Source organism: Ruegeria sp. AG1, from assembly GCF_056541705.1.
Window position 1 is genome coordinate 126,541 of record NZ_JBQFYU010000013.1, and the last position, 18,418, is coordinate 144,958.

Below are 18,418 nucleotides of genomic sequence, written 5' to 3' on the forward strand. Positions count from 1 at the left end.
CTTTGCGTGCTAAGGCCGATCTCTCTCAACTTGCCTGTTTAAGGATCAATCCAGCCGATATTGCCGTCATCGCGGCGATACACGACATTCAACCCATCCTTGTTCTCATTCCGGAACACTAACACCGGCGCTCCGGCAAGTTCCATTTGCATTACGGCCTCACCAACGCTGAGCGATGGGATCTTTGTTTCCATCTCAGCCACAATCATGGGCTGTAGCGATTCGGGTTCATCTGCCGTGTTCGATTCGTCAGAGGCGAGGATATAAGAGGACGCCCCAAAGAGTTCAACAGGCTCAGAACGATCCTTGTGATGGTCCTTCAGGCGGCGCTTGTAGCGGCGCAACTGTGTTTCCATCTTGTCACAGCATGCCTCGAACGCTGCATAGATCTCGGTTGCGTGGGCCTTGGCCTGAGCGGTCAGGCCGGTGGATAAATGTACTGTAGTTTCGCATACATATTCATGCGCCGAACGGGAAAAGACGACATTGGCGTCGGTCGGGCGCTGGGCGTATTTGCCAACAACTTCGCCCAGTTCGGTCTGCACGTGGGTCTGCAGGGCCGCACCGATGTCGATCTGTTTTCCGCTGATTTGGTAACGCATGTGATCTCCTTCACAATTCACACCCATTCTGACGTTGCGTCACGCAACATGCTTGTTTTTATCGGGTGGGGGATATCGACATTTTGATCGGTTGCTGCCGTCCCAGCCCTTCAGTGAAGGGGTATCGAGATCCAGACTGGAACCGAATAAATGCCATACCCCAATTGAGACAAGAGGCGGCGGAAGAGTCAATCAAAACAGAGGTGTATATACGCGATTTCCGCGAAGCGTCCGGCGAAGAATCGCCCAACCCTATGAAATACGGAAGTTTTCACCCAGATAAACCCGGCGCACGTTTTCGTTCTCAACCACTTCGTCAGGTGTACCTGACATCAGGACCTGCCCGTCATGCAGGATATAGGCGCGATCCACGATCTCGAGCGTTTCGCGTACGTTGTGATCGGTGATCAACACGCCGATCCCACGCTTCTTCAGATCAGCCACCAGATGCCTGATATCCCCCACACTGATCGGGTCAACGCCCGCAAAGGGTTCGTCGAGCAGCAGATATTTCGGATCGGCGGCCAGACAGCGCGCGATCTCTACCCGGCGCCGCTCACCACCGGACAGGGCAAGCGCGGGCGCGCGGCGCAGGTGTTCGATCGAGAAATCCGACAGCAGCTCCTCCAACCGCTCTTTCCGGCGATGGGCGTGCTTGACGGTGATATCCAGAACCGAGGCGATATTGTCCTCGACGCTCATGCCGCGAAAAATCGACATCTCCTGCGGAAGATAGCCGATCCCAAGACGAGCGCGGCGATACATCGGCAGCGTCGTGACATTCTGCCCGTCTATCGTGACCTTACCGGCTTCGGGGAAAACCAGCCCGGCGACGGAGTAAAAGGTCGTCGTCTTACCCGACCCATTCGGACCCAGCAGTGCGACTACTTCGGACCGGTCGAGCGTCATGGACACATCCCGGATCACAGTTTTTTTCCGATAGGATTTGCGCAGTTTCTCGATGCGCAGGCCTGCGCTTCCTTCCGCGACAGACAAGGTTGGGGCAGCCATCAGTTTCCGCCACCCTGCTGAAGAATGGTTTTGACGCGGCCCGTCATCGTTGCGGTGCCCGAGGTCAGGTTCGCAACCATCTGGTCGCCGCTGATCGTGCTGGGCCCCTGTGTCAGCAGCACGTTGCCCTTCATCACGATCACACCTGTGTCTATGGTGTATTCCGCCTGATCCCCTTCGGCGGCATCCGGAGGGCTGACCAGAACGACATTCTCGGTCGCTTCCATCCGTTCGATGGATGAGCGATCCTGACTGTAGATCACCAGAACCCGCTCAGCCGACAGGCGCATTTCCCCCTGAATCACGATCACATTGCCGAGAAACTCGGCCGATCCATCCTCTTGATTGACGTTCAGTGAGTCCGAGGTCACCTCGACCGGCAGGCTGGGGTCGGCCTTGACCGAACCGAATGCAACCTGCGCTTCCTGTCCGATGGCAGAAACCGGGCCCATCAACAGAGCCATGCAAACAAAGAGAAATCGAAAATAGATCACAGGTTATCTTTCTGCTTTTGTTGGCTCATATACCAACTTCACGCCGTCTGTAAAAAGAATATGGACCGGTCCGTCCTTTTTTTCAGTGCCAAATTGCATACGACCGGCAGAGAATGTGCCGATGACGCCGGTGCCATCGACCTGACCGGGAGTGTCGCCACGTATTTCTTCCAGCGATGTATTCAGCAGATCGGTCGTGACCTGAATGCCGTCCGAGGTGGTAATCACCACATCGCCAACAAAGGTCGCCGTCCCCTTGTCGGGCCGGATCAGGCCAGAGTTGGAATCCAGTTTGATCTCACCGCCGTTCAGCATCCCGAACCGCCCGCGAAACTGCGATGCCGTCGGCTCTTCGCCCTCGGACCCTTGGACCACCCTGGTCGACTCAATCTGGACCTCTTCGCCCTTTTTGGTAGTGCCGCGGTAGTTGGGTTGCGTAATAACCTGCCCAGCCAGGCGATCTTCGATATCCTCCTGCGAGAAGGGCACCGAGACATCAGTCTCGATGCTGCGCGACAGAAGGAAAACGGTGGACAGCAAGACAATAGCCGTCAGAGGCAACAGCACCTTGAGGAACTGAACCATGCGGGAATAGCGGTCCACCGTATCACTCCCTAACCCAGACCGACGCGCAGGCAATCGTGGATATGCAACAGACCCTGCGCCTGCCCATCCGCGTCGGGATCAACCACGAACAGCGATGTAATCTTGCGGTCATTCATGATGCCCACGGCCTCTTCCGCCATGGCGTTGGGTGCGATGGTCAGGGGATCGCGGGTCATGACCTCATCCGTGGTCTTGTTCAAAAGCCCGTCCATATTGCGGCGCAAGTCGCCATCCGTGACGATGCCCAACAAACGACCCGCATCATCTGCTACACCCACCACGCCAAAGCTCTTCTGGCTCATGACCAGCAGCGCCTCGCTCATGGAGGTGCCGGACTGCACCACGGGCAGATCGGCATGCATGAGGTCGCGCACGGTAGAGAGTTGCGCGCCCAGTTTGCCGCCAGGGTGAAAAGCGCGGAAATCCTCGGGCTTGAAATCGCGGTGTTTCATCAGCGCTATCGCCAGCGCGTCGCCCATGGCCAACGTCAGCGTGGTCGAGATCGAGGGCACCATGCCGAACCCGCAGGCCTCACCCATGGACGGGATCAGCAGATGCACGTCAGCCTGTTTCATCAGCGTGCTTTCCGGCTTGCTGGACAGGCCGATCAGCGGAATGCCAAAGCGGCGCGTAAAGGCCAGAAGGTTGACCAGTTCCGGCGCCTCGCCGGAATTCGAGATCGCCAGAACCACATCATCCTTGGACACCATGCCCAAATCACCGTGGCTCGCCTCGGCTGGGTGGACGAAATAGGCGGGCGTGCCGGTCGAGGCCAATGTGGCCGCGATCTTGTGGCCGATATGGCCCGACTTGCCGATGCCGCTGATGATGATGCGACCGGTGGCCTGCAGGATCAGCTGCACCGCTTCGGCGAAATCCTCGTTCAGGCTTTCGGCCAGCGCGTCCAGCGCGCGGGCCTCATCGGTAACAACCTGACGGGCGGTTTTCAGGAATGCGTCGGTATCGGTCATGAGTGCGCAAAAATATCAGTTTCGGGCCAGCCTGCGAGGTCGAGTTTCGCACGCATCGGCAGGAAGTCAAAACAGGCCTGCGCCATCTCGGTCCGGTCTTCGCGAGCCAGCCGTTTGTTCAGCTCATCCCGCAGACGATGCAAGTACAACACGTCCGAAGCCGCATATTCCAGCTGGGCCTCAGACAGAGTCTCGGCGCCCCAATCGCTCATCTGCTGTTGCTTCGAGATATCGACGCCGATCAACTCCTGACACAGGTTTTTCAGCCCGTGGCGGTCGGTATAGGTGCGCACAAGGCGGCTGGCGATCTTGGTGCAATAGACCGGTGCAGCCAATGCCCCAAAGGCGTGGTGCATCGCGGCGATGTCGAAACGTCCGAAATGGAACAGCTTCAGCACATCTGCGTCTTCTAGCATCGCGCAAAGGTTCGGAGCCTCGGTTTGCCCCTTTTCAACCTGAACGATATGGCTGTCGCCGTCGCCGCCGGACATCTGGATCACGCACAAGCGATCCCGATGCGGATTCAGTCCCATGGTTTCACAGTCGATGGCCACGATCGGCCCAAGGTCCAGCCCGTCAGGCAGGTCGTTTTTATACAGGTGGTTTGCCACAGAGGTTTCCTTTGTGCGGTCTCGACCCCGAGATAGGCGGTTTATAGGGCAAACTCAACGCTGAGCCTGTAGCCGGGCATTCTGTCGCTGGATGGGCTTGCTATTATCCCCATGGGGGGGATATGGATATATCATGACCAATCACACGCATGAATCGCACCCGCAAATCACCGCCCGCCTGAAGAGGGCGCATGGGCATCTGGCGAAAGTCATTGCCATGCTCGAAGATCAAGCGCCCTGCTCCGACGTTGCCCAGCAGCTTTTTGCGGTCGAAAAAGCAATCACCAATGCCAAGCGGGTTCTGATCCACGATCACATCGACCATTGCCTGACATCCGAGGACGGATCGGCCATCGAGGATTTCAAAACCATCACAAAGTACCTCTGACCCATGCTGAGCATCCTGCAAAACCGCACATATCGCCACCTTCTGGCAGCTCAGGTCGTTGCGTTGACGGGGACCGGGCTGGCGACGATCGCGTTGGGCCTGCTGGCCTATGATCTGGCGGGCGAGGCTGCAGGGATGGTGTTGGGTACGGCTCTGACCATCAAGATGGTCGCCTATGTGGGGATCGCGCCATTGGCGGCGGCGTTTGCAGAGCAGCTCGACCGGCGCAAAATGCTGGTGGTGCTGGATCTGATCCGGGCTGCGGTCGCACTGTGCCTGCCTTTCGTATCCGAGGTCTGGCAGGTCTATGTGCTGATCTTCGTCCTGCAATCGGCCTCGGCCGGGTTCACCCCCGCTTTTCAGGCCACGATTCCCGACGTCCTGACGGATGAGCAGGACTACACGCGCGCGCTGTCCTTGTCGCGCCTTGCCTATGATCTGGAAAGCCTGCTCAGCCCGATGCTGGCGGCCGCGTTACTGGTCTTTGTCAGCTTTGATACGCTGTTTTGGGGAACCGGAGCTGGGTTTATTGCCTCTGCGCTGCTGGTGGTCTCCGTAGTTCTGCCCTCGCCCAAACCCACAGAGCGACGCGGAATATACGACCGGACAACGCGCGGCATCCGTATCTATCTATCGACAACACGTTTGCGCGGCCTTCTGGCACTCAGTTGGTCTGCAGCCGCGCTGAGCTCTATGGTGATCGTCAATACGGTGGTCCTAGTGCGTGCGGATCTGGGTCTGTCCGAAAGCGCCGTGGCCATTGCTTTGGCCGGATTCGGCGGCGGCTCGATGATTGCGGCCTTCGTGCTTCCCTCTCTGCTGGATCGGTTCAAGGACCGCCGGGTCATGCTGACCGGGGCGACATTTGGCGCGCTGGCCATGGCCGGAGCAGCCATGACATCCGGAGCACTCTCCCTACCGCTGCTTACGGCCTTCTGGGCCTGCGTGGGCTTCGGCTATTCAATGACCCTGACCCCCTCGGGCCGATTGCTGACCCGTTCCGCCGCGCCCGAGGATCGGCCCGCCGTCTTCGCCGCCCAGTTCACGCTGTCACATGCCTGCTGGCTGGTCCTCTATCCGCTATCAGGGTGGCTGATGACCCGTTTCGGCGCAACCGTAGTCATGACCACCACGACCTGCGTATCTGTCTTGGGGATCGCTGCCGCACTGTTCATCTGGCCGCGATCCGACAAAGCCCCCTCGGCGCAGAAGCCTTGAGCCTGCGGGCGCTTCTGCTCTACACCAAAGCGACCCTGCCGGAGGCCCCATGGATCAGCTCGACCGCCGCATCATCACCGCGCTGCAGCACAATGCCCGTGAATCGACCACGAATATCGCGGCTAGGTTAGGCGTGGCCCGAACCACCGTGCACGAGCGGATCAAGCGCATGGAAGAGCGTGGCGTGATCGCAGGCTATTCTGTTCAATTGCACGCCACCGACGATACCCCGCGCGTGCAGGTGATCGTGATGCTTGAAGTCCAACAAAAGGAAACCACCCGCATCATCAAACGGCTTGAGGCCTATCCCGAGGTCAAACGCTGCCTGTCGATCAATGGCGAATTTGACCTGCTACTGTCTGCCGAGGCCCCCCGGATCGAGGATCTGGATATTCTGGTCGATGAACTGGCCAAAATCCCCGGTGTTCTGCGCACCAATACCAGCGTCGTGTTCGGCCGTCGGATCGACCGAAAATGATGGGGCGATAACCCTCTGTAAACCGATGACTGGCTAGCTTGGCCCGGAATGACCCGAATCCCGGACCGGCAGAATGCCCCATCGTTTCGTCTCAATTGTCTTTGTGCTAACGCTTGCGCTGATCGCGCAGGCCGGGCGTGCCGTGCCGGATGCCCGAACGGGTGATATCTGCGATCAGGCCGCACGCCGCGCGGCACTGTCCGAAGGCGTGCCACTGGACATCCTGCGCGCCATTTCACGGGTCGAGACAGGACGCACCCATGACGGGCGGCTTCGACCCTGGCCCTGGACCATCAATGTCGAAGGGCAGGGCTATTGGTTCACCTCCGAGGTTGAGGCAAAAAACTATGTTTTCCGAATTTTCAAAGCCGGCAAGCGCAGCTTTGACATCGGGTGTTTTCAGATCAACTACCGCTGGCACGGCAAGGCCTTCCGCTCGATTGACGCGATGTTCGACCCGCAGGAGAACGCCACCTACGCCGCAAAGTTTCTCAAAGACCTCTATGTCGAGCTTGGATCCTGGCCCGCCGCCGCCGGGGCCTATCATTCGCGCACGCCATCTTTGGCCGAGGCCTATCGCGGTCGGTTCCAGACCGTCCTGGCCCAGCTGGACGGGTCCGTTCCGCCACAAACTCACGTCGCGTCGCGGGACCCATTCACCGGCGCCGCAGCCCCGCTGATCCCGGCGCAACCGGTTGAATCCAATGGCGGGTCTCTTGGGTCTCTGGTTCCGGCGGCGGGTGCTGCCACCGCCTTCATCGCATTCAACTAGGAGGTCAGCGTGCCCACCATAAACGCCCGGTCCCTGTTCTCGCCCACCGTCCTGTTGGCACTGGCGCTGATGACCGTCATCGTGATGATGATCCTGCCGATGCCCGCCTGGGTGTTGGATGTGGGTCTGGCCGCCTCCTTTGCGCTGGCTATTCTTATTTTCACCCTGACGCTGTTCATCGAACGCCCGCTGGATTTCTCATCCTTCCCGACAATCCTGCTGGCCTCGCTGATGCTGCGGCTGTCGCTGAACGTCTCATCGACCAAACTGATCATCGGTCAGGGCCATACCGGGCCAAATGCGGCGGGCAACGTGATCGAAGGCTTTGCCAATTTCGTGATGGGCGGCAGTATCTTTCTGGGCCTCGTGGTGTTCTGCGTCCTGCTGATCGTGAACTTCATGGTGATCACCAAGGGCGCCGCGCGGATGGCCGAGGTCGGCGCGCGCTTTGCTTTGGACGGGATGCCGGGCAAACAGCTGGCCATCGACAGCGACATGTCCGCCGGGGCCATCGACCACCAGCAAGCCAAAGAGCGGCGCGAACGCGAACAGCAAGAGACGACCTTCTTCGGCTCACTCGACGGTGCGTCTAAATTCGTCAAAGGCGATGCGGTTGCCGGGCTGTTGATCACGCTGTTGAACCTTGTGATGGGGCTGGTCATGGGTGTAATCGTGCATGGCATGCCGGTCACATCCGCCTTTGAAACCTACGCCATTCTGACTGTGGGCGATGGTCTGGTCTCGCAAATCCCGGCGGTGATCATCTCGATCGCTTCGGCGCTATTGCTCGCGCGCGGCGGCACACAGGGCGCGACCGACAATGCCATCTTCTCGCAACTTGGCAAACACCCGGCCGCGCTGGGCACGGTGGCTGTGTTGATGGTTCTTTTCGCGCTCGTCCCCGGCCTGCCCTTCCTGCCCTTCATTCTGGGCGCTGGCGTGTTGGGATACGCGGCCTACAGGGTCCATCAAAAGCAAAAGGCCGAGGCGCTTCAAGCCCGGACCCCAGCCCCCGAAGCGGAAACCCCTGTTTCGCAAGCAATCGGAGATATCCTGGATCTGGACGACGTACATTTGGAGTTCGCGCCCGACCTTGTCAGCATGGTGCTGAACCCCGGAACCGGGCTGGACGCGCGCATTGCGAATATGCGGACCTATGTGGCCTCGACCTTTGGCCTCATCCTGCCCGAGATTCGCCTGACCGACCGCGCTGATCTGCCCACCGGCACCTATGTCATCAAGGTGCAAGGCGTCGAACAGGCGCGCGGCGTCCTGAACCCTGATCTGGTGTTGGCGCTGGTGCAGGACGGGCATGAGTTTCTGCCCGACGGCAATGACGTGACCGAGCCTGTCTACGGCGCCCCTGCTCGTTGGATTCTGCCGAAAGATCAAGAGGATGCCGCCCTGAACGGGGCCACCATCGTCTCACCGCCCGAGATTCTGGCGACCCATCTTCTGGAGATCATCAAGCAGAACTTCTCACGCCTGCTGACATTGAAATCCCTGCGACGTCTGTTGTCCGAAATGACCCGCCTCAGCGACCCCGTCCGAGCCGAGGCGAACCGCAAGCTGCTGGATGAGCTGATCCCCGACAAGGTGCCGATCGACACGCTGCACGCGGTTCTGAGGTTGCTGCTGGATGAGCGTGTCTCGATCCGCAACATGGCCCTGATCCTTGAAAGCGTGGCCGAAGCGCGCCTGACCACCACCCAGCCCGAAGGCATTTGCGAACTGGTCCGCCAGCGGCTGGGCTTTCAGCTGGTGGCCGAGATGAAGCGTGAGGATGGCTCAATCCCGCTGATCCAACTGGCCCCCGAATGGGAAGATACGTTTGGCAGCTACCAGATCGACGGCCCCGCCGCCGGGCTGGACGTTGCGTTGCCCCCCAATCTGTTCAACAAGCTGGCCGACGGTGTGGTGGACAGCGTCGCACAATCCGCCGATCACGGGTTGTTTCCAGCCGTTGTGACCTCAACCCGCCGGCGTCGCCTGTTGCGCTCGATCATGCAGGCGCGCGGGGTGTCCAATCCGGTTCTCTCCTTCGAAGAAATCGGGCTCGAGGCACGCCCCGCCCTGGTCGGAACCGTACCCGCATGATCGCCCTGCCGCCCGAGCTGTTGGGGCAACTCAGCACGGGGCTGTGGCATGTTTTTGCCGTTTTTTTGAGGGTGTCCGCGTTGGTCACCCTCTTGCCCGCTTTTGGCGAACGCAGCATCCCGGTCCGGGTCAAGCTGGCGGTCGCGTTGGCCTTTACCCTGATCGTGTTGCCTGCGGTGCCTTCCCCGCAATCCAGTCCGGGTCTGCTACCGATGGCACGTCTGGTTGGCACCGAGGTTCTGATCGGCATGGTATTGGGCATGGGGTTGCGCCTCTTTGTACTGGCCCTGCAGACCGCCGGGTCCATTGCGGCGCAATCGACATCGCTGTCTCAGCTTCTGGGAGGCGCGGCCGCCGACCCGGCCCCTGCGTTGGGGATGTTTCTAACCTTGGCCGGGCTGGCCCTTGCAGTGCTATTGGGGCTGCACATCCGGGTTGCCGAGTTCCTGCTCCACAGCTACGCGATGTTCCCGATGGGGCAGGCCCTTTCTGCCCCCGACCTATCACAATGGGGCGTCAGGCAGGTCGCCCACAGCTTTGGGTTGGCATTTGCGCTGGCCACTCCGTTCGTGATCGCCTCCTTGATCTACAACCTCGCCCTCGGGGTCATCAACAGGGCGATGCCGCAGTTGATGGTTGCCTTTGTCGGTGCCCCCGCGATCACCTTTGCCGGGCTGTTCCTACTGTTTGCCGGAGCACCTCTGATCCTGTCCGTTTGGGCGGACGCGTTGTTTTCATTCACCCTCAACCCGCTGGAGTCCGGTCGATGAGTACCGATGACGACAGTGAAAAGTCCTTTGACCCGACGCCTCAGAAGCTGCAGAAAGCGCGCGAAAAAGGTGAGGTTGCAAAGTCCAACGATCTGTCCGTTGTTGCCGCCTATACCGGGTTGCTGATCGCGCTCCTGACGGTCGGCAAGTTCACGGTCGATCAAATGGGATCGCTGTTTGTGGTTCTGATCGACCAGTCGGATGACATCGCGCAGCTTGTTACATCGGGGCCTGCAACGGCACCGGTCGCCGGAATGCTGAAAGCTGCGCTATTGCCGGTGGCCCTTCTGTTTGCGCTTCCGACGACGGCGGTTCTGCTGAGCCTCATCGCCCAGCGTGCGTTGATTTTTGCACCCACCAAGTTGCAACCCAAGCTCTCGCGGATTTCACTCCTATCCAACGCCAAGAACAAATTCGGGCGGGGCGGGCTGTTCGAATTCGCCAAGAGCTTTGCCAAACTGGTAATCTACGGCACCTGTCTGACCCTGTTTCTAAAGGCCAACCTGACCGAGATCGTTTCCGCCAGCGCGGCCCCGGCCCATAGCTCGATCTTGCTGATGATGAACCTGCTGTTTCGCTTTCTGTTCATTGTAATCGCCATCGCGCTTGCGATCGGGGTCGTCGACTACGTTTGGCAATATGCTGAACACATGCGCAAAAACCGGATGTCGCGCAAGGAAATCCAGGATGAGACGAAGGACGCCGAAGGCGACCCGCATGTCAAACAACAGCGCCGCGCGCGGGCGCAGGAAATTGCGACCAATCCGATGATGGCTGATGTGCCGAAAGCCGACGTCGTGATCGTGAACCCGACCCACTACGCGGTCGCTTTGAAATGGTCCCGGGCAGCTGGGGCGGCCCCAGTCTGTGTAGCCAAGGGTGTCGACGAGGTAGCCGCCGCAATCCGGTCGACTGCGGGCGAGGCTGGCGTTCCCATCCGATCGGACCCGCCAACCGCCCGCGCGCTTCATGCAACCGTCGAGATCGGGCAGGAGATCGCCGAAGAACACTATCGCCCGGTCGCTGCTGCGATCCGTTTTGCCGAAGCCATGCGAAAGCGCGCGAAAGGACGGATTGGATGAAACGTCACGAACTGCCCGCCCTGAAATCAGTCACCGAAGCGGTCTATCAAAGCGAATATCAAAAGCTGCGCCCCGTGTTGGAGGCCGAAGCGCGTGTGCAGGCGCAGTTGGCGCGTCTTGACGCTCAGGTTGTGCAAACCCGACAAGACAGTGCGGTGACCGATGGGTATCAGATCACCGGAACCGATGTCTTGTGGAACGGGTGGGAGGCCTCGAAACGGCGGCAATTGAACATGGAATTGGCGCGATGCCGGGCACAGAAACTTGCAGCCATGCAGCAACTGCGTCAGGCCTTTGGGCGAAAACAAGCGGTTGAACGCCTGAATGACACCCTCAAGGCCGAACAGAAGCGCGCGCGGTCACGGCCTAAACCGTGACGGCCTCAGGTATCCTGGCGACTGACACTCATGATCAGGACCTTCGAGACATCGTCACCCAGATCCTTCTTCGCCACCTCAAGCAGAGATTTTCGCAAGGTGCCGAGGTTGTCGGAATGCGTGAAAGCACCGTCGAACCCTCCGGTATTGGCGTGATCGAACAGCACTTGCAGAAAACCGTCCCGCAGCTTTGGTTCGATCGCGTAGAAGGTTTCGGTGATGGCCGAGTTTGCCTCAAGGCTCAGGGACATGGTGACGAGGGCTGAGATCTCCTCATCCTCCACGATCGGCACAACAAATTGCTTGGTGAGCTTCAGGTATTCAAAGCCTCCACCTTCACCCTTTTTCCCCTTGTCTTTGTCATTGCTCTTGGACTTGGCGGGTTTTGCCTTTGTTTCCTTTTCAACCTTTTCAGTCCCCTCGGCTTCTTTCTTCGTTTCACCGGAGCCAAGGAAGGTCCCGGCGCCGATGCCGGCACCCGTGCCAACGACCAGAAAAATCACGGGGAGCAGTTTCTTGATCATAGGAGCCCCTTAGAACGGCAAAAGGGTATCGAGGATCTGCTGGCCGTAGCGCGGCTGTTGCACATCCGTGATCTGCCCGCGACCACCATAGGACACACGCGCCGAGGCGATCTTGTCATAGGTGATCTCATTCTTGCGCGAGATGTCCTGCGGGCGCACATAGCCTGCCACCAGCAGCTCTCGCAGTTCGAAATTCACGCGCAGTTCTTGCGCGCCCGAGATCGACAGAACTCCGTTCGGCAGCACGTCAATCACCGTCGCGGCCACGCGCAGGGTCAGTTTCTCATTCCGTCGCACCGATCCGCGACCGGAACTTGAGGCCTCGGATTCGATCCCGACGGCCTCATCGAACGAAGCCCCTTCGGGCAGTTTGTCTTGTGCCCTTTGCGGCAATCCGAATAGGTTCGGCACTGACAGATTTTCAGATCCTGACCGCGACCTGTTGGTGTTGTTGGAGATCTCAGCCTCTTCGTCCAGCTCAATCACGACGGTCAGGATATCGCCTTTCTTGATGGCCCTCTGGTCACCAAGCAGCGATTGCTGCCCCCCACTCCAAAGCGACGACCGATCCACCGTTCGCTGCGGTTGAGTATGCAAGGGCAGGCCGGGCCACAGCATCGCCACCTGTTCCGGCGAATCTTCGGTCGGGGTGAAGCTGGGCGGTTTGCCCAGGTGATCCAACCGCCCGCAGGCAGAAATCGTAAGTACCGCAAGAAGAAGGGGTTTTGACAATCCAGACATCATTTTACCTCGATTTGACCATCAGACCGTATCCGGCCCGTCACTGTTGTCCGCGAGGACAGGTTCATAACGCGAATTCGGTCCCCCACCGCGCCCCGGCCCAGCGCGCGGCCTTCGGTTGTGATCGACAGCGGTTGGCTGCTGAACAACAGAACGACCAGATCATTGCGATCCACAAGCGCGGGCGGACCGACATCCGCCGCGCGAATGGGGCGGCCAGGATAAAGCGCGACACGGGCCTCCTGCCCGATCAGTGCATTCGGATCGGTCACAGCCCCCGGCAGGTCGCGCGGCTTTGTCTCAAGATCCGCATGCGAGATGATCTCTTTCGCGCGGATCGTCCGGGTCGGCACCACAATCTCGCCAAGGGCCCCAACCGGCGCCATCAGGGTCAGGCCAAGCAATAACACTCGCATCAGCGCACCTGCGTCGTTGCGCTCATCATCTGATCGACGGCGGTGATGACCTTGGCGTTCATTTCATAGCCCCGCTGGGCCTCGATCAGTTCCGTCACCTCGCGCACAGCATCGACCGAGCTGTCCTCAAGATACCCTTGCCGCAACGTGCCCAATCCGTCCTCTCCCGGTACGCCCTGTACCGGTGCGCCGGAAGCCTCGGTCTCTTTGAACAGGTTGCTGCCAATGGCCTCCAGACCCTTGGCGTTTGAGAAACTGGTCAAGGTGAACTCGCCCAATCGTTGGCCTTCGGGGGCATCGTCGAAATAGGCATAGACCTCACCCGACGCGTTGATCGAAATGGACCGAGCGTCATCTGGGATTGTGATCTCGGGTGAGACGGCGAACCCGTCTGATGTCACGATCAGCCCTTCAGCCGAGCGTTTAAGGCTGCCATCGCGCGTAAAGGCGGCCTGACCGTTGGGCAGCGTCACCTCAAGATAGCCGCGCCCTTCGATGGCCACGTCCAGATCATTGCCCGTCGCCGACACGGCCCCTTGTGCCAGCTGCACCGTCACAGCGGCAGGGCGAACGCCCAGACCCAACTGAATACCCGTTGGTAGCACCGTCCCATCGGACGCATTGACCGCCCCGGCCCGCGCCATCTGTTGGTAGTGCAGATCCGCGAACTCGGCCCGGCGCGCATTGTATCCGGTAGTGTTCATATTCGCGAGGTTGTTCGAGATCGTCTCGACCCGCATTTGCTGCGCGGTCATACCTGTCGCTGCGATTTTCAATGCCCGCATGGGATGTCTCCTTTCTTAGCGCATCAGCGCCTTGAGCGCGCCGCGTACCCGTTCATGTTCGGTTTCGAGAAAGCTCTGACCCAATTCGTAGGAGCGCTGGATTTCGATCAGCCGGGTCACCTGAGCGATGGCGTTGACATTCGACCCTTCGAGAAAACGGTGCAGGACAACAGGCTCATCAACGGGGTCAATATTGCCCGTGGTACTGAACCGCGTATTGCCCTCACGCACCAGATCCTTGAGGTCTTCGACGCGGTAGACCCCGATTTGACCCAGCAATTGCCCCTCGACGCTGAGCGTCCCGTCACTGCCCACATCAATCGAGGCCGCATCGGGCGGGATAAAAACTGGCGAGCCATTGCTGTCCAACACCCGCGCGCCATCCGGGGCGACCAAATCGCCCTCGGCATTGGGAGAGAAGCTACCCGCACGGGTCAGGCGGTTGCCTTCGGGTGTTTTCACCATGAAGAAGCCATCGCCTTCGATAGCAAAGTCGAACTGCCCTCCGGTTTCGGTCAGGACCCCTTGCTGCTGAGAGGTATTGCGCGCCTCGGCCCGGCTCATGGACAGGGACGGATTACCCGGCATGTCGCGGACAAATTCCGAGAACACCAGCCCCTGCGCACGGTAGCCGGTGGTGTTGGCATTGGCTATGTTATTCGCCACCAGCCGCATTTCATTCATCAGCCCGGATTGGCGGGACAAGGTGACATAGGCGGTATCCATCAGCGACCTCCTGCGATCAGCGGAACCAGGGTTCCCGTGAAAAACGTGACAAGTGTCTGGGTCATGAACCCCATCGAAATCCAGAACACGACAACGATGGCGATCAGTTTGGGCACGAAGGTCAGCGTCATCTCCTGCACCGAGGTGAGGGCCTGAAACAGACCCACGATCAGGCCCGAGATCAGCGCCACCGTCAGGATCGGGACCGAGGTGATCACCGCGACCCAAAGCGCCTGACGGACGATATCGTAGAAAAGACCTTCACTCAGCATGGCTCAGACCGGCATTCTCAGGATTTCCTGATAGGCCTCGACCACCTTGTTGCGGACGATCACGGCCGTTTCGACCGCAAGTTCAGTCTGGGCCAGAGCCTGCACCAGCGCATGCGGGTCGGCCTGCCCGGTCATCGCAGCCTGCGACATCTGCTCGCTTTGCTTGAGGGTTGTGGCAAAGTCCTGAAGCGTTGAACGCAGGCCCTGTGCCATGCCTTCGTGATCGGGACTGGCCTGCGTTGCAGGTCGCGCCACAGTGTAGTTTTGTGCGGCGGTCAGGGATCGGATATCCATTCTGGCTCTCCTTTATTTTCTAAGCAATTCCATAAGGGACGACGACATCTGCCGCGTCTGATCGAACATTTTCAGATTGGCCTCATAGCTTCGCTGCGCTTCACGCGCGTCGGCGATCTCGATCATCAGATCGACATTCGAGCCGAGGTAGTGTCCGCTTTCATCCGCAAGTGGGTGACTTGGGTCGTGAATACGAGACAGGTCTCGGCGATCCAGCTGCACGCGGCCCGCCTGCACCATCGCCTTGCCATCCTGCTGGACGGTCTCAAACGGGACGGTTTTGCGCCGGTATCCGGGCGTATCCGCGTTCGAGATATTCTCGGACACGTGCCGCAACCGGGCCGCCTGCGCGCGCAACGCGCTGGCCGAGGCAGACAGGGAATGGGAAAAATCGCTCATATCAACCGCTCCTTACCCGCGGCCCAGACTGGTGCGCAAAATGCCAATGGATGAGCGATAGATCGCTAAGGCGCGGTCATGCTGGCGCTTGACCTCAATCGCTTTGAGCATCTCACCTTCCAGCGACACGCCATTGCCATTGGGATCGCCGTGCGGCTCAGCCTCATACTCAGCCCAGCTTTGCCCGGTTAGGTTGCTGCCGTTCAGATGACCCTGCCGGGTGGCGGTCATTTCGGTCTTGGCTGATGTGTTTTCGAATGCGGTTTTAAAGGCCTCGATATCGCGGGGCTGGTAGTCCGGCGTATCAGCGTTGGCCATGTTGCGCGCAATGACGGCCTGCCGTTGTCCGGCATGGGTTGCCATTGCGTACGCTGTCTTAAAGACGTTCAGGTCATAGAACATCGGGGCTTCTCCCTCGATCAATTTCAATCAAGGCTTAACCCCGATTCCTTTAGAAAATGTTTTCAGAACCCAGTTGGAGAACCCACAATGCCCGATCTCGATCCGATGCTTCTGAAACACGAATTCGACAGGCTGTCCGCAGTGCGCCATCTGGGCCTTGTGTCCGGCGTGGCGCATGGGGTGATCGAGGTCAGCGGCCTGACGGAACACGCGCGAATAGGTGACCTGTTGACGCTGCACCGCCGCGTGGGCCCTGATCTTGAGGGCGAAGTTCTGCATGTGGGGGCCGAGCATATCCACATGATTCCCGGCTCTGCGCCCGATGGCGTCAGCCTTGGCGACCGTGTGAGCCTGAAAGCCTCGCCCGAGTTTGCGCCGGGGATGCATTGGTTGGGTCGGGTCATTGACCCGTTTGGCCGGGCGCTGGACGGAAAACCGTTGCTGCCAGGTGCGCAGGCGCGGGACATTGTGCAACCTCCTCCGCCCGCCGTGGAGCGCAAACCGCTGGGTGAGCGGATGGCCACGGGCCTGGCAGTGCTCAACACCATGCTGCCGATCGTGCAGGGCCAGCGCGTTGGCCTTTTCGCTGGCTCGGGTGTGGGTAAATCGACGCTGCTGGCGACTCTGGCCCGGTCGATGCAGGCGGATGCGGTTGTCGTGGCTCTGGTCGGGGAACGCGGGCGCGAGGTGAATGAATTCGTGACCCATGCGCTAGGGCCCGAGGCGATGAAACGCGCAGTTGTGGTGGCGGCGACCTCGGATCAGTCCGCTCTGGCCCGTCGCCGCTGCGCGTGGTCGGCGATGTCGGTGGCCGAGTATCTGCGCGATCAGGGCCTCAATGTGTTGTTTCTGGCCGATTCGGTTACCCGCTTCGCCGAGGCGCATCGTGAAATCGCTTTGGCGATGGGGGAATCCCCCTCACTGCGTGGGTTCCCTCCGTCGGTGACCCCTTTGATCGCCAATCTGTGTGAGCGCGCCGGTCCGGGCACACAGGCGCAGGGCGACATCACTGCCGTTTTCAGCGTTCTGGTCGCTGGCTCCGATATGGACGAACCCGTTGCGGATATCTTGCGTGGCGTTCTGGACGGCCATATCGTCCTGAGCCGCGACATCGCCGAGCGCGGGCGATTCCCCGCGATCGACCTCAGCCGATCGGTGTCGCGCAGCCTGCCTGCCGCCGCGACCGAGGCCCAGAACCAGATGATCTCGGAAACCCGGGAACTGGTGGGCAGCTATGAGCAGTCCGAGGTGATGATCCGGGCCGGTCTCTATGCTGAGGGTTCGGACCCGCTGCTGGATCAGGCCGTGCGTGTTCATGATGAGCTGGACAGCTTCTTCGGCAAAACCGATCCGGAGGGTATTGAGAACAGCTTCAACCGGTTGTCCCTGATCCTGCGCAGGGCGTCGGCGGGTTTGCCGCGATGAGGCGAAATCCGAAGCATTTTAAGTGTTAAGCCCCCCTTAAGACCTGCACTGCTACGCCTGTAACTGGGTGATAAAAAGGTGGTGGAGATGGGTGCGCAAACCAATGCGGCGCCAATCATCATCAAGAAGAAGCGTGTATCAGGTGGCGATGGCCATCACGGTGGCGCGTGGAAGGTCGCATATGCGGACTTCGTCACGGCCATGATGGCCTTCTTCATGTTGATGTGGCTGCTGAACGCAACGACCGAGAAACAACGCAAAGGGCTGGCGGATTACTTCTCGCCAACGATTCCGGTGAACCCGGTCTCGGGTGGGGGCGATGGAGCCTTTGGCGGCAACAACATGTTTTCCGAGAAAACGATGGTGATGGACGGATCGGGTGCAAGCGCCCGTTTCCCGACCGATGCCCGAAAGGCGCGCGGCTCCACCGGGGTGGATGCCGACGGCGCAGGTAAGGGAACGACCGAGGATTTCTCGACACTCGAGGCGCAGCTTTTGGGGCGCACGGGTGAGAGTATGGTATCGGACAAAGTGCTGAAGCACATCGTCACGCGAGTCACCGACGAAGGGTTGGTGGTCGAACTGTTCGACACCGAGGATCAGCCTCTGTTCGAATCGGGAACAGACAAGCCGACCACGATGATGCGCGCGCTTGCTCTGCTGGTGGCCCGATCATCGGATCTGGTGCGCAATGACGTCGCCGTCGAAGGGCATGTCAGCGCGTCTCCGGTGGTTCTGGCCGACAACCCGGCCTGGGATCTGTCCACCGCGCGCGCGCAGATTGTCCGGCAGCTTCTTGAGGATAAAGGCTTTTCAGAACAGAGGCTTGACCGGGTGACCGGGCACGCGGACCGAGAGATGTCGAACAGCAATCCCATGGCCGTGCGCAACAACCGGATCGAGGTGATCTTTCTGCGAAATCGCTAAAGGATAGGTGGCATTTTACCTGTTAGCGCG

General features: G+C 59.8%; 25 protein-coding genes. 10 read left to right on the forward strand and 15 right to left on the reverse strand.

Going from position 1 to position 18,418, the window contains the following annotated elements:
- Positions 1–38: 38 nt before the first annotated feature.
- From hpf to ACR0B5_RS19080, 6 genes are all read right to left on the reverse strand, one after another.
- Entirely contained in the window at positions 39–602 is a 564-nt protein-coding gene (gene hpf / locus ACR0B5_RS19055) for a ribosome hibernation-promoting factor, HPF/YfiA family (RefSeq protein WP_170379957.1), read from the reverse strand.
- Between the two features lie 252 nt (positions 603–854).
- Positions 855–1,613: an LPS export ABC transporter ATP-binding protein gene (lptB, locus tag ACR0B5_RS19060; protein WP_170379956.1), complete on the reverse strand. Its 759-nt coding sequence runs from the start codon at positions 1,611–1,613 to the stop codon at positions 855–857.
- Positions 1,613–2,077 carry an LptA/OstA family protein gene (locus ACR0B5_RS19065; protein WP_480542607.1) on the reverse strand — a complete coding sequence of 155 codons (465 nt, stop codon included), beginning with the start codon at positions 2,075–2,077 and terminating at the stop codon, positions 1,613–1,615. The genes lptB and ACR0B5_RS19065 overlap by 1 nt, the downstream gene beginning before the upstream one ends.
- A 33-nt stretch (positions 2,078–2,110) precedes the next feature.
- Positions 2,111–2,710 carry an LPS export ABC transporter periplasmic protein LptC gene (locus ACR0B5_RS19070; protein ID WP_170379954.1) on the reverse strand — a complete coding sequence of 200 codons (600 nt, stop codon included), beginning with the start codon at positions 2,708–2,710 and terminating at the stop codon, positions 2,111–2,113.
- 11 nt (positions 2,711–2,721) lie between these two features.
- The gene (locus ACR0B5_RS19075; RefSeq protein WP_480542609.1) at positions 2,722–3,684 is read right to left on the reverse strand and encodes a KpsF/GutQ family sugar-phosphate isomerase; all 963 of its coding nucleotides are present in this window, start codon (positions 3,682–3,684) and stop codon (positions 2,722–2,724) included.
- The gene (locus tag ACR0B5_RS19080) at positions 3,681–4,295 is read right to left on the reverse strand and encodes a ribonuclease D (RefSeq protein ID WP_480542611.1); all 615 of its coding nucleotides are present in this window, start codon (positions 4,293–4,295) and stop codon (positions 3,681–3,683) included. Before ACR0B5_RS19080 ends, ACR0B5_RS19075 begins: the two co-directional genes overlap by 4 nt.
- A gap of 133 nt (positions 4,296–4,428) precedes the next feature.
- Here ACR0B5_RS19080 and ACR0B5_RS19085 point away from each other — a divergent pair, with 133 nt between their 5' ends.
- From ACR0B5_RS19085 to ACR0B5_RS19120, 8 genes are all read left to right on the forward strand, one after another.
- The gene (locus ACR0B5_RS19085; protein ID WP_480542613.1) at positions 4,429–4,683 is read left to right on the forward strand and encodes a metal-sensing transcriptional repressor; all 255 of its coding nucleotides are present in this window, start codon (positions 4,429–4,431) and stop codon (positions 4,681–4,683) included.
- Between the two features lie 3 nt (positions 4,684–4,686).
- Positions 4,687–5,901: an MFS transporter gene (locus ACR0B5_RS19090; protein ID WP_480542615.1), complete on the forward strand. Its 1,215-nt coding sequence runs from the start codon at positions 4,687–4,689 to the stop codon at positions 5,899–5,901.
- A gap of 49 nt (positions 5,902–5,950) precedes the next feature.
- Positions 5,951–6,379 (forward strand): Lrp/AsnC family transcriptional regulator, encoded by a 429-nt coding sequence (locus ACR0B5_RS19095; RefSeq protein WP_170463010.1) that lies wholly within the window; start codon positions 5,951–5,953, stop codon positions 6,377–6,379.
- A gap of 73 nt (positions 6,380–6,452) precedes the next feature.
- Positions 6,453–7,151, forward strand: coding sequence for a lytic transglycosylase domain-containing protein (locus ACR0B5_RS19100; protein WP_480542617.1), 699 nt, complete (start codon positions 6,453–6,455; stop codon positions 7,149–7,151).
- Positions 7,152–7,220: 69 nt separating this feature from the next.
- Positions 7,221–9,248, forward strand: a complete 2,028-nt coding sequence (gene flhA / locus ACR0B5_RS19105) for a flagellar biosynthesis protein FlhA (protein ID WP_480542678.1) — start codon at positions 7,221–7,223, stop codon at positions 9,246–9,248.
- Entirely contained in the window at positions 9,245–10,018 is a 774-nt protein-coding gene (locus ACR0B5_RS19110) for a flagellar biosynthetic protein FliR (protein ID WP_480542619.1), read from the forward strand. The genes flhA and ACR0B5_RS19110 overlap by 4 nt, the downstream gene beginning before the upstream one ends.
- A complete protein-coding gene (flhB, locus tag ACR0B5_RS19115) occupies positions 10,015–11,100 on the forward strand; it encodes a flagellar type III secretion system protein FlhB (protein ID WP_480542621.1) in 1,086 nt (361 codons plus the stop codon). The genes ACR0B5_RS19110 and flhB overlap by 4 nt, the downstream gene beginning before the upstream one ends.
- Entirely contained in the window at positions 11,097–11,477 is a 381-nt protein-coding gene (locus ACR0B5_RS19120; protein WP_480542623.1) for a hypothetical protein, read from the forward strand. Before flhB ends, ACR0B5_RS19120 begins: the two co-directional genes overlap by 4 nt.
- Positions 11,478–11,482: 5 nt before the next feature.
- On the opposite strand, the gene ACR0B5_RS19125 is transcribed toward ACR0B5_RS19120, so the two are convergent.
- The 9 genes from ACR0B5_RS19125 to ACR0B5_RS19165 are packed head-to-tail and all read right to left on the reverse strand — an operon-like array spanning position 11,483 to position 16,036.
- Complete coding sequence (locus ACR0B5_RS19125; RefSeq protein WP_480542625.1) at positions 11,483–12,001, reverse strand: flagellar basal body-associated protein FliL; 519 nt, start codon at positions 11,999–12,001, stop codon at positions 11,483–11,485.
- A gap of 9 nt (positions 12,002–12,010) precedes the next feature.
- Positions 12,011–12,742, reverse strand: coding sequence for a flagellar basal body L-ring protein FlgH (gene flgH, locus ACR0B5_RS19130; RefSeq protein WP_170643525.1), 732 nt, complete (start codon positions 12,740–12,742; stop codon positions 12,011–12,013).
- Positions 12,742–13,158 carry a flagellar basal body P-ring formation chaperone FlgA gene (gene flgA, locus ACR0B5_RS19135; RefSeq protein ID WP_480542628.1) on the reverse strand — a complete coding sequence of 139 codons (417 nt, stop codon included), beginning with the start codon at positions 13,156–13,158 and terminating at the stop codon, positions 12,742–12,744. The genes flgH and flgA overlap by 1 nt, the downstream gene beginning before the upstream one ends.
- The gene (gene flgG, locus ACR0B5_RS19140) at positions 13,158–13,943 is read right to left on the reverse strand and encodes a flagellar basal-body rod protein FlgG (RefSeq protein WP_170470935.1); all 786 of its coding nucleotides are present in this window, start codon (positions 13,941–13,943) and stop codon (positions 13,158–13,160) included. The genes flgA and flgG overlap by 1 nt, the downstream gene beginning before the upstream one ends.
- Positions 13,944–13,958: 15 nt before the next feature.
- The gene (locus tag ACR0B5_RS19145; protein WP_480542630.1) at positions 13,959–14,669 is read right to left on the reverse strand and encodes a flagellar hook-basal body complex protein; all 711 of its coding nucleotides are present in this window, start codon (positions 14,667–14,669) and stop codon (positions 13,959–13,961) included.
- Complete coding sequence (locus ACR0B5_RS19150) at positions 14,669–14,941, reverse strand: flagellar biosynthetic protein FliQ (protein ID WP_170379938.1); 273 nt, start codon at positions 14,939–14,941, stop codon at positions 14,669–14,671. The genes ACR0B5_RS19145 and ACR0B5_RS19150 overlap by 1 nt, the downstream gene beginning before the upstream one ends.
- 3 nt (positions 14,942–14,944) lie before the next feature.
- On the reverse strand, positions 14,945–15,235 hold the full coding sequence (fliE, locus tag ACR0B5_RS19155) for a flagellar hook-basal body complex protein FliE (RefSeq protein ID WP_480542632.1): 291 nt from the start codon (positions 15,233–15,235) through the stop codon (positions 14,945–14,947).
- 12 nt (positions 15,236–15,247) lie between these two features.
- Positions 15,248–15,634 (reverse strand): flagellar basal body rod protein FlgC, encoded by a 387-nt coding sequence (gene flgC, locus ACR0B5_RS19160; protein WP_170479807.1) that lies wholly within the window; start codon positions 15,632–15,634, stop codon positions 15,248–15,250.
- Between the two features lie 12 nt (positions 15,635–15,646).
- Positions 15,647–16,036, reverse strand: coding sequence for a FlgB family protein (locus tag ACR0B5_RS19165; RefSeq protein WP_480542634.1), 390 nt, complete (start codon positions 16,034–16,036; stop codon positions 15,647–15,649).
- A gap of 87 nt (positions 16,037–16,123) precedes the next feature.
- On the opposite strand from ACR0B5_RS19165, the gene ACR0B5_RS19170 reads away from it, so the two are divergent.
- Entirely contained in the window at positions 16,124–17,461 is a 1,338-nt protein-coding gene (locus ACR0B5_RS19170) for a FliI/YscN family ATPase (protein WP_480542636.1), read from the forward strand.
- Positions 17,462–17,548: 87 nt separating this feature from the next.
- Positions 17,549–18,388, forward strand: coding sequence for a flagellar motor protein MotB (locus tag ACR0B5_RS19175; protein ID WP_480542638.1), 840 nt, complete (start codon positions 17,549–17,551; stop codon positions 18,386–18,388).
- Positions 18,389–18,418 lie beyond the last annotated feature (30 nt).

Excerpts from the sequence above, each read along its gene's own strand:
- flhA (WP_480542678.1), top strand. The coding sequence starts at position 7,221 with ATGACCGTCATCGTGATGATGATCCTGCCGATGCCCGCCTGGGTGTTG.
- ACR0B5_RS19150 (WP_170379938.1), bottom strand. The coding sequence starts at position 14,941 with ATGCTGAGTGAAGGTCTTTTCTACGATATCGTCCGTCAGGCGCTTTGG.
- ACR0B5_RS19165 (WP_480542634.1), bottom strand. The coding sequence starts at position 16,036 with ATGTTCTATGACCTGAACGTCTTTAAGACAGCGTACGCAATGGCAACC.
- ACR0B5_RS19065 (WP_480542607.1), bottom strand. The coding sequence starts at position 2,077 with ATGGCTCTGTTGATGGGCCCGGTTTCTGCCATCGGACAGGAAGCGCAG.
- ACR0B5_RS19095 (WP_170463010.1), top strand. The coding sequence starts at position 5,951 with ATGGATCAGCTCGACCGCCGCATCATCACCGCGCTGCAGCACAATGCC.
- ACR0B5_RS19145 (WP_480542630.1), bottom strand. The coding sequence starts at position 14,669 with ATGGATACCGCCTATGTCACCTTGTCCCGCCAATCCGGGCTGATGAAT.
- ACR0B5_RS19085 (WP_480542613.1), top strand. The coding sequence starts at position 4,429 with ATGACCAATCACACGCATGAATCGCACCCGCAAATCACCGCCCGCCTG.
- lptB (WP_170379956.1), bottom strand. The coding sequence starts at position 1,613 with ATGGCTGCCCCAACCTTGTCTGTCGCGGAAGGAAGCGCAGGCCTGCGC.
- ACR0B5_RS19090 (WP_480542615.1), top strand. The coding sequence starts at position 4,687 with ATGCTGAGCATCCTGCAAAACCGCACATATCGCCACCTTCTGGCAGCT.
- hpf (WP_170379957.1), bottom strand. The coding sequence starts at position 602 with ATGCGTTACCAAATCAGCGGAAAACAGATCGACATCGGTGCGGCCCTG.
- fliE (WP_480542632.1), bottom strand. The coding sequence starts at position 15,235 with ATGGATATCCGATCCCTGACCGCCGCACAAAACTACACTGTGGCGCGA.
- flgA (WP_480542628.1), bottom strand. The coding sequence starts at position 13,158 with ATGCGAGTGTTATTGCTTGGCCTGACCCTGATGGCGCCGGTTGGGGCC.
- ACR0B5_RS19125 (WP_480542625.1), bottom strand. The coding sequence starts at position 12,001 with ATGATCAAGAAACTGCTCCCCGTGATTTTTCTGGTCGTTGGCACGGGT.
- ACR0B5_RS19075 (WP_480542609.1), bottom strand. The coding sequence starts at position 3,684 with ATGACCGATACCGACGCATTCCTGAAAACCGCCCGTCAGGTTGTTACC.
- ACR0B5_RS19100 (WP_480542617.1), top strand. The coding sequence starts at position 6,453 with ATGCCCCATCGTTTCGTCTCAATTGTCTTTGTGCTAACGCTTGCGCTG.
- flgC (WP_170479807.1), bottom strand. The coding sequence starts at position 15,634 with ATGAGCGATTTTTCCCATTCCCTGTCTGCCTCGGCCAGCGCGTTGCGC.
- ACR0B5_RS19175 (WP_480542638.1), top strand. The coding sequence starts at position 17,549 with ATGGGTGCGCAAACCAATGCGGCGCCAATCATCATCAAGAAGAAGCGT.
- flgG (WP_170470935.1), bottom strand. The coding sequence starts at position 13,943 with ATGCGGGCATTGAAAATCGCAGCGACAGGTATGACCGCGCAGCAAATG.
- ACR0B5_RS19110 (WP_480542619.1), top strand. The coding sequence starts at position 9,245 with ATGATCGCCCTGCCGCCCGAGCTGTTGGGGCAACTCAGCACGGGGCTG.
- flhB (WP_480542621.1), top strand. The coding sequence starts at position 10,015 with ATGAGTACCGATGACGACAGTGAAAAGTCCTTTGACCCGACGCCTCAG.
- ACR0B5_RS19120 (WP_480542623.1), top strand. The coding sequence starts at position 11,097 with ATGAAACGTCACGAACTGCCCGCCCTGAAATCAGTCACCGAAGCGGTC.
- flgH (WP_170643525.1), bottom strand. The coding sequence starts at position 12,742 with ATGTCTGGATTGTCAAAACCCCTTCTTCTTGCGGTACTTACGATTTCT.
- ACR0B5_RS19170 (WP_480542636.1), top strand. The coding sequence starts at position 16,124 with ATGCCCGATCTCGATCCGATGCTTCTGAAACACGAATTCGACAGGCTG.